We start from the raw sequence: 8645 nt of genomic DNA, 5'->3' as shown, positions 1-8645 counted from the left end.
TTTTACCAGTTTTAACCTCCGCTTTTTTCTGAGTTTGTGAGAAATTCGGGTTAATGCAGGTGACATCCTCAATCTCACTTTCAAGCTGGCTGGCGATCAAAGAAATAACGGTCTCAACTCTGTGGACGTATCGTTAGGTAATCTGTTTAACGAAACAATTACGCTACCATCGACTGCTAACTTTACAACCTTTACTCGCAACATCACAGTCACCTCAGCGACAACTGCCAAATTGGCTTTCGATGGGTTTGGTGGAGATAATATTGGACTACTGCTGGATGATGTGAAATTTACCAAAACCACTTCTGTTCCTGAACCTACTAACATAATCGGTGTCATAGCCTTCGGTGCTTTCAGCGCTACTTCCCTTTGCAAGCGCAAACAGCTACAAAAAGCTGCCATAAAAGCCTAAATTTCTTCTCACCGTCATTTTGATACCTGCTGTGCCTGATACTAATAGGCACAGCAGTTTTTATTTTGACTAAGAATTTTAGACTTTTTTGGTTTATGATTCGTATCTTCACGATCTTTTTCAATCCCAAAGACGCTCTCAACAAACGCAAACAGCGTGTCGTAGATAGACGCTCTTGCTAGCTTGCTTCTCTGTAATAATATTTAGACTCGCTCACGTGACACTATCGGCAATCCAAAATCCAAAATTGCTTGACTGACTTGAACAGTTTTACAAGTAAGCCTACATTGGTTGCTCAGACACCAGTCTTAAGGATCAATTTAAGGCGAAGGTAGGGTCGTTCAGTGCTAATCTGAAAGGTGACATTGCTTAATTTTATGTCTTCTCCGACCGTATCTGAAATATAGCTTCAATCATTAGGCGCAGCATGGTCACAACCGCAGAAAAAACAAACATTGGCTACATTACCCAAATCATTGGCCCAGTTGTAGACGTTAAATTTCCCAGCGGGAAATTGCCACAAATCTACAACGCTTTGAAAATCGTTGGCACCAACGAAGCTAGACAGGAAATCAACATCACCGTTGAAGTACAGCAACTGCTGGGCGACAACCAGGTGCGGACTGTTGCGATGAGTTCCACCGAAGGTTTAGTCCGCGGTTTTGAAGTCACCGATACAGGCGCTCCCATTACCGTGCCAGTTGGTAAAGCCACTTTGGGCCGGATTTTCAACGTCCTTGGCGAACCTGTGGATAACAGGGGGCCTGTAAATGCTGAGGCAACTCTACCCATCCACCGCTCTGCTCCCAAATTCACTGACCTGGAAACCAAGCCTTCCGTGTTTGAGACTGGGATTAAAGTTGTTGACCTTCTGACTCCCTATCGACGCGGCGGTAAGATTGGTCTGTTCGGCGGTGCTGGTGTTGGTAAAACTGTGATCATGATGGAGTTGATCAACAACATTGCTACTCAGCATGGTGGAGTATCCGTATTTGCTGGCGTGGGTGAACGCACCCGTGAAGGCAATGACCTCTACAACGAAATGATGGAATCTGGGGTTATCAACAAAGACAACCTCAACGAATCAAAAATTGCTCTAGTTTACGGTCAAATGAACGAGCCACCCGGAGCGAGAATGCGGGTTGGTCTTTCAGGATTGACGGTAGCAGAGTACTTCCGGGATGTGAACAAGCAGGATGTGCTGTTATTTATTGACAACATCTTCCGGTTTGTACAAGCAGGTTCAGAAGTGTCGGCGCTCCTGGGTCGGATGCCTTCTGCGGTAGGATATCAGCCTACATTGGGAACCGACGTGGGTGAACTGCAAGAGCGGATTACCTCAACTACCGAGGGTTCAATTACCTCTATTCAAGCAGTGTACGTACCTGCGGATGACCTCACCGACCCCGCACCTGCTACCACTTTCGCCCACTTGGACGGAACCACAGTACTGTCTCGCGGTTTGGCAGCTAAGGGAATTTATCCCGCAGTTGACCCCCTTGGTTCAACTTCCACCATGCTCCAGCCCAACATTGTCGGTGACGAACACTACAGTACTGCGCGGGCGGTGCAATCAACTCTGCAACGTTATAAAGAACTCCAAGACATTATCGCCATTCTCGGTCTAGATGAATTGTCTGAAGAAGACCGTCTGATCGTAGCGCGGGCGCGGAAAGTTGAGCGTTTCTTGTCTCAACCGTTCTTTGTAGCAGAAGTATTCACCGGTTCTCCTGGTAAGTACGTGAAGTTGGAAGACACCATCAAAGGCTTCCAAAAGATTCTGTCTGGTGAGTTAGATGCTCTGCCAGAACAGGCTTTCTACTTGGTTGGCGATATTAACGAAGCGATCGCTAAAGCTGAAAAAATCAAAGGTTAGTCATTAGTCATTGGTCATTAGTCATTGGTCATTAGTTCAACTGCTAATGACTAATGGCAATTACAAAAAACAAATGGCATAGACGCGCCAGCAGCTTCCCGCAGGGTAGGACAAAGGACAAAGGACGAAGGACAAAGGACAAATGACATTAACCGTTCGTGTAATTTCCCCAGATAAAACAGTCTGGGATGCTCCAGCTGAAGAGATAGTTTTGCCTAGCACTACTGGTCAACTAGGTATCTTAACTGGACACGCACCACTTTTGACCGCTCTAGATACTGGTGTCATGCGAGTTCGTGGCGCTAAAAATCAGAATTGGGAAGCGATCGCTCTTTTGGGTGGCTTTGCCGAAGTCGAAGAAAATGAAGTGACAATTCTGGTTAATGGCGCTGAACGTGGCGACAAAATTAACCTTGATGAAGCTCGTACTGCTTACAACCAAGCAGAAACACGTCTGAATCAAGTTTCCGCAGACGATCGCCAAGCCCAAATTCAGGCAACTCAAGCCTTCAAACGCGCCCGCGCTCGGTTTCAAGCGGCTGGTGGTTCGGTCTAATTTAACTTTATATTTCCACTTTGTAGGTTGGGCAATGTCCAATCTACAAAATATCTATTAAATTTAAAAAAATTACATCAAGTTTAAGAAATCGAGGCTGGCCTTAGTGAAGTGTTAACTTAGCTAATTAGTTGCCCAGATGGGCACAAATTATGAAAAGGTTTTCATCTTTACTTAGTACTCGTAAACAAAATAAGGTAGCTCGCTTTGCAGCATCTGTCGTAGCAACCTTAGCGATCGCTGCGCCAGTGTCTTTAACGAACGCTGGAAGTATTCACTCTGCCAATGCGGCTCCTGTAAAAACTACTTCTGCATCAGTCCAGCTAAATCAGACTAAACCAAATATTTCCCAGTTACAAATTAGCAGGACTCAATATCAAGCGGCTGGAATTGATCCTTTTGTATTAATCCCCATCGTCCTTGTCGGGGGTTTAGTTATATTTGTCCCTCTATTCTTTGGCGGGCTTGTAGTAATTGGCGAACGTGAAGTCGGTATTGTAGTTAGAAAATTTACCCTTTCCGGGCGCGGACTCCCCGCCGGCAGTTTGATTGCCCTCAACGGGGAAGCTGGCTTGCAGGCAGATACTTTAGCTCCTGGCTGGCATTGGGGCTATTGGCCTTGGCAGTATTCTGTAAAAAAAGAGTCGGTAGTTGTCGTTCCCCAAGGGGAAATCGCTTTGATTGTGGCAGCAGATGGTCAACCCAACCCACCAGAGCGGATTTTGGGTAAAATTGTCAGTTGTGACAACTTCCAAGATGCTCGGAAATTCCTCGCCCAAGGTGGGGAAAAAGGGCGGCAAATGGGTTTTCTCACGGCTGGTACGTACCGGATCAACACTGCCCTGTTTAAAGTCATCGTGGCAACAAATGCCAGCACTCATGGCATGACTCCAGAACAGTTGCGGGTGTACAGTCTGGCATCTGACAAAGTTGGCATTGTCACAACCTTAGATGGTTTGCCAATCTCTGCCGGTGAACTCGCAGGGTCGATAATTGACGGACACGATAACTTCCAAAATGGTCAAAAATTTATTGATGGCGGTGGACGGCGAGGTTTACAAGAACAGATATTGCTTTCGGGTTCTTGGAACTTGAATCCTTGGTTTGTCCAGGTTGAGCAAGTACCGATGACGGAAATTCCTATTGGGTATGTGGGTGTGGTAATTTCTTTCGTGGGTAAAGCACATCAAGATGTCAGTGGTGCAGCTTTCACCCACGGTAACTTGGTGAATCCTGGACATAAGGGTGTGTGGGTCGAACCGCTATATCCTGGCAAGCACCCGATTAACTCCCGGATTATGAAGATGGAACTCGTGCCAACGACCAACATTGTCTTAAACTGGTCAGGTCGCACCGAACGTCATAGTTATGATGCTCAACTGGCTTCTTTAACAGTGCGATCGCGTGATGGGTTTGCCTTTGATTTGGAAGTAGCGCAAATTATCCATGTGGGTGCTTTAGATGCGCCAAAGGTAATTTCTCGCGTTGGTGCAATGCAAAATCTGGTAGACCATGTATTAGAACCAACTATTGGTAATTATTTCCGCAACTCAGCCCAAGACTATACTGTACTAGACTTTCTCACCGCTCGCAGCGAACGGCAATCTGAGGCTGCTGAGTATATTAAAACAGCATTGCGGGCTTATGACGTGCAAGCGATCGACACCCTGATTGGTGATATTCAGCCACCAGCATCACTAATGCAGACACAGACAGACCGGAAAATTGCCGAAGAAGAACGCAAGACTTATGAAGTCCAGCAGATGGCGCAAACCCAACGGCAGCAACTTGTGCGGGAAACGGCACTCGCTGATATCCAGCAAGAAATGGTGAAATCAGAGCAGAGTGTACATATTGCTGACCTCAAAGCCCAAGCCCAAATCAAAGAGGCGAACGGTGAAGCTGAGGGGACAAAACTCCGGTCAATTGCTGAGGCTGAAGGTATTCGGGCCACAGGTAACGCCAAAGCTGAAACCTACCGCACTGGTGTGGAAGCTTTGGGGCCACAAGGTTATACAGCAATGCAACTGATGCAGATTATCGGCGATCGCAATGTCCGCTTGATTCCAGATGTCTTAGTTGGCAGTAACGGTAGCAATAATGGCTTAGTGGATGGGCTACTATCCTTGATTTTATGGAATCAAACTGGTAAAGGTGAATTGACACCAACACCTTTGCATCCACAACCGATAGTTACCCAAACACAATCAAATACAGAAAACGGTATTCCACCGATAGTTGTGAATTTTCCGGTGGATAAGCAACATTAGTAACATCCAGTAGGGTAGCATAGCTGTGCTACCCTACACATACATCTGTTCCATTCTTATTTCAAATTGGTTAGAACTTATGTACAAGCATGGATAATAGGTTAAGGTAATCAACCATTTGTCAATAAGTAATAGTGCTTAAAATTTTGCCAAAATCAAAGTCGTGAACACAATTTTTCAGCCATTAAGGAGATTTGATAGAAAAAGACCAGCTATAAGATTTCGTTGTGCCGTCTGTAGTCTGAAACCGAATTTCAGCACAATGAATGCCTAGCTGAAAAGAATTCGGACTGATCATGGAGCAACCCCGATGGTACAAATTAAACATAGATTTCAAAGCTTTGAAGAATATTTATCTTATGATGATGGCTCAGATAAACTTCATGAGTTGTTTAATGGAGAGTTAATCGAGATGCCTCCAGAATCAGGAACTAATGTTCAGATTGCAAATCGTCTTTTCCTGATTTTTGCGATGATTGTAGGGATTGATCGAGTTCGAGGACATGGTTTAGAACTGGAAGTAAGAGGAGAACCCAGAAACCGTTATCCTGACTTGACAATTATTCGCCAAGAGCATATTCAGCAGTTAGCAAAACGTAATACTATTCGCTTAGAGATGCTACCTCCTCTACTGGTGATTGAAGTGGTTAGTCCAGGAGAATTGCAACGAAATAGAGATTTTATCGCCAAGCGATCGCAGTATCAAGATTGTGGTATTCCTGAATATTGGATTATCGACCCCGAAACTAAAACTATATTAATCTTAGAACTTATCGACAAAACTTACACTGAGATAGGTAACTTTGTTGGTAGTAATTTAGTTGTATCTCCACAATTGGGTCAACTAAATTTCAAAGTATCACAAATATTTGATGCAGAAAATCAAGCTTAAAGATAATCAGTCTACATTGCAATCGCCTTATAAACGGTCTTTAACTGATAACTGTGAAAGCGATCGCCAGTACGAGGATTCAAAGGCTCAATTACAATACCTGAGTGTGTCTGTCACCATAAATAGTTGATAATTTTGGCAGAAAAACTTTGCTGATACAAGAACGTTATCGTTTAATCAAGCAGATTGGTAAAGGGGGATTTTGTAAAACCTTCCTTGCTATCGATGAGGGTGAGTTTCCTCCTATTCCTTGTGTCGTTCAAGAATTATCGCAAGAATACGAGACTTCTATTACTTTTCAGCAAAAGGCACAACAGTTAGAAAAATTAGGGAAGCATCCGCAAATTCCCGCTTTATTAAATTATTTTCAGCAGAACGGGCATTTTTATTTAGTACAGGAATTTATTGCAGGTACTAATTTAGCTCAGGTGGTTGAGGAAGAAGGTGCTTTTAATGAAACTCAGATTTGGCAACTTTTAGAAGATGTGTTGCCAGTTTTTCAGTTTATGAGCGATCGCAACATCATCCACCGCGATATTAAACCCCAAAATATCATCCGTAGATCCCCAATTAGCAAAAAGGGAGATTTCGTCATAGTCGATTTTACCACTGCGAAAATCGTCACAAAAATCGATCGGCTAATATTTGAAACCAGTATCGGCAGTCCAGAATACGCTGCACCAGAACAAACGAAGGGGAAAGCAGTTTTTGCTAGTGATTTATATAGCTTGGGTGTAACTTGTATTTACTTACTTACCCAGATTTCTCCCTTTGATTTATTTGATATTGCTAATGATTGCTGGGTTTGGCAACAATATCTTACTACCAAAGTTAGCGATGTCTGGCGACAAGACTCAAAGAGTCTACGCTTAGTGCAAATCCTCGACAAGCTGCTGCAAAATGCTGTTAACCGCCGCTTTCAATCGGCTAATGAAGTTATGCAAGCAATGGGTATAGAATGTAAAACTCAAAATTTTAAATTACCAAACCCTCCTTGGCGATGCTTGCATACCTTAACTGAACATTCTGGGACATTGAGTAGTGTGAATGCTCTTGCCATCAGTCCTGACGGTTACACTTTAGCCAGTGCTAGCGATCGCAAAAATATCAAATTGTGGGATTTAAATACCAAAAAAGTTCTAACTAGCTTATCAGGACATACCCAAGCTGTAAAATCAGTTACCTTCAGTCCAGATGGTCAAATTCTGGCAACTGCTAGCGATGATAAAACTATCAAATTGTGGCAGATTGAGACATTAGAGGAAATCTGCACCCTCTTGGGACACGCACACGCTGTAAAATCAGTTGCTTTCAGTCCAGATGGGCAGATTCTCGCTAGTGGTAGCTGGGATAAGACAATCAAACTCTGGGATGTCAATACTGGCAGAGAAATTTGCACTATAGGTGGACACCAATTAAAGGTAAATTCAGTGGCATTTAGCCCCCAAGGACAGCTTTTAGCCAGCGCTAGTTATGACAGAACAATTCGCCTATGGCAGATACCTGCATTAGAAGGTTTCCAGAAAGAATTTGAAAACCGCCCATGCTATAGCTTGTTAGCCACCCTTTCGGGTCATGCATGGGCGGTTTTGACAGTCGCTTTTAGTCCTGATGGTCAAATTTTGGCGACGGGTAGTGATGATAACACTATTAAATTGTGGGAGGTAAACACTGGTCAGCTAATTTGCACACTTGTAGGCCATTCTTGGTCTGTGGTGGCTGTGGCTTTTACTGCTGATGGCGAAACCCTCCTAAGTGCAAGTTGCGACAAAACAGTTAAACTTTGGAGAGTAAGCACAGCAGAAGAGATTGTTACTCTCTCTGGTCATATAGACTCAGTATCTGCTGTTGCTGTGAGCAAAGTTACACAATTAATTGCAAGCGGTAGCCGGGACAAGACTATCAAACTGTGGCAGCTTGTAGAACAGGACAATAGCTAATTTTGTAATATCAGGCGCTACCTGTGAAGGCAACTTCTGGAAATTTCAACTGAGCTTCTGCCATTGGACGGTTTCTGCCTTCCTCTTGCCAGTAGTTAATCACTTCTGTCGCTTTATTAAGCAACTCGACACGATCCACGTCAGTAATCCAATGTTTGGACTCTAATTCCTTTTTTAACTCTTCCCAGGCATCATTTCTGGGCCAAAAAAAGTACTTAGTCAAGGGACTTGTGCCTTTGCCGACAATTTGATCGACCGCTAGAGCAACGTTCTCGTCTAACCACAGAATTTTCAAAATAAACTTGGTCAATCACACCTCCGGGAATTTCCGGGCATTACTTAACTAGGATAGCGATCGCTTATTTTAACGCAATACTCTATCAAATGACCAAACAGTGGTTGAGAATGGTCTACCAAAAGACTTTAGTCTTTACTACCAGACTCACTCTTAAGTTTTTTAAAAGGAAAATCAGTGCGTTTGGCGGCTACCCTTGCCATATCCTGTCTTGAAAACAGCGAATGCTACGGTTTTGCCAGTATATAGTCCCAGTAAACAGTGTTACTTATATCAAAAGAGCAGATTTAGTAAGAGTATATCTTTCAATATACTCATATATGAATATGCTTTACTCCTTTCATTTCAGCAATTATAGCGGTTCTCAGTTGGGTGAAATATAGTAACAGCAGTGGGTAAACCAT

General features: G+C 43.6%; 7 protein-coding genes. 6 read left to right on the top strand and 1 reads right to left on the bottom strand.

Going from position 1 to position 8645, the window contains the following annotated elements:
* The first annotated feature begins 121 nt into the window (after positions 1–121).
* The 6 genes from ACFE93_RS33115 (at position 122) to ACFE93_RS33090 (ending at position 7946) form a co-directional block, all read left to right on the top strand.
* Positions 122–412 (top strand): PEP-CTERM sorting domain-containing protein, encoded by a 291-nt coding sequence (locus ACFE93_RS33115; protein ID WP_375480116.1) that lies wholly within the window; start codon positions 122–124, stop codon positions 410–412.
* A 427-nt stretch (positions 413–839) separates the two neighbouring features.
* Complete coding sequence (atpD, locus tag ACFE93_RS33110) at positions 840–2288, top strand: F0F1 ATP synthase subunit beta (RefSeq protein ID WP_375480114.1); 1449 nt, start codon at positions 840–842, stop codon at positions 2286–2288.
* 142 nt (positions 2289–2430) lie between these two features.
* Entirely contained in the window at positions 2431–2844 is a 414-nt protein-coding gene (gene atpC, locus ACFE93_RS33105) for an ATP synthase F1 subunit epsilon (protein ID WP_375480112.1), read from the top strand.
* A 152-nt stretch (positions 2845–2996) separates the two neighbouring features.
* Positions 2997–5114, top strand: coding sequence for an SPFH domain-containing protein (locus ACFE93_RS33100; RefSeq protein WP_375480110.1), 2118 nt, complete (start codon positions 2997–2999; stop codon positions 5112–5114).
* Positions 5115–5424: 310 nt separating this feature from the next.
* The gene (locus tag ACFE93_RS33095) at positions 5425–6006 is read left to right on the top strand and encodes a Uma2 family endonuclease (RefSeq protein WP_375480108.1); all 582 of its coding nucleotides are present in this window, start codon (positions 5425–5427) and stop codon (positions 6004–6006) included.
* Positions 6007–6155: 149 nt separating this feature from the next.
* Positions 6156–7946, top strand: a complete 1791-nt coding sequence (locus ACFE93_RS33090; protein WP_375480106.1) for a protein kinase — start codon at positions 6156–6158, stop codon at positions 7944–7946.
* Positions 7947–7956: 10 nt separating this feature from the next.
* Here ACFE93_RS33090 and ACFE93_RS33085 read toward each other — a convergent pair whose 3' ends face one another.
* Complete coding sequence (locus ACFE93_RS33085; RefSeq protein ID WP_069071048.1) at positions 7957–8256, bottom strand: 30S ribosomal protein PSRP-3; 300 nt, start codon at positions 8254–8256, stop codon at positions 7957–7959.
* Between the last annotated feature and the right edge of the window lie 389 nt (positions 8257–8645).

It is taken from the genome of uncultured Nostoc sp. (genome assembly GCF_964247315.1).
Lineage (GTDB): Bacteria > Cyanobacteriota > Cyanobacteriia > Cyanobacteriales > Nostocaceae > Nostoc.
The sequence above is the reverse complement of the archived record's forward strand: the minus strand, read 5'-3'. Positions and strand labels throughout refer to the sequence as shown.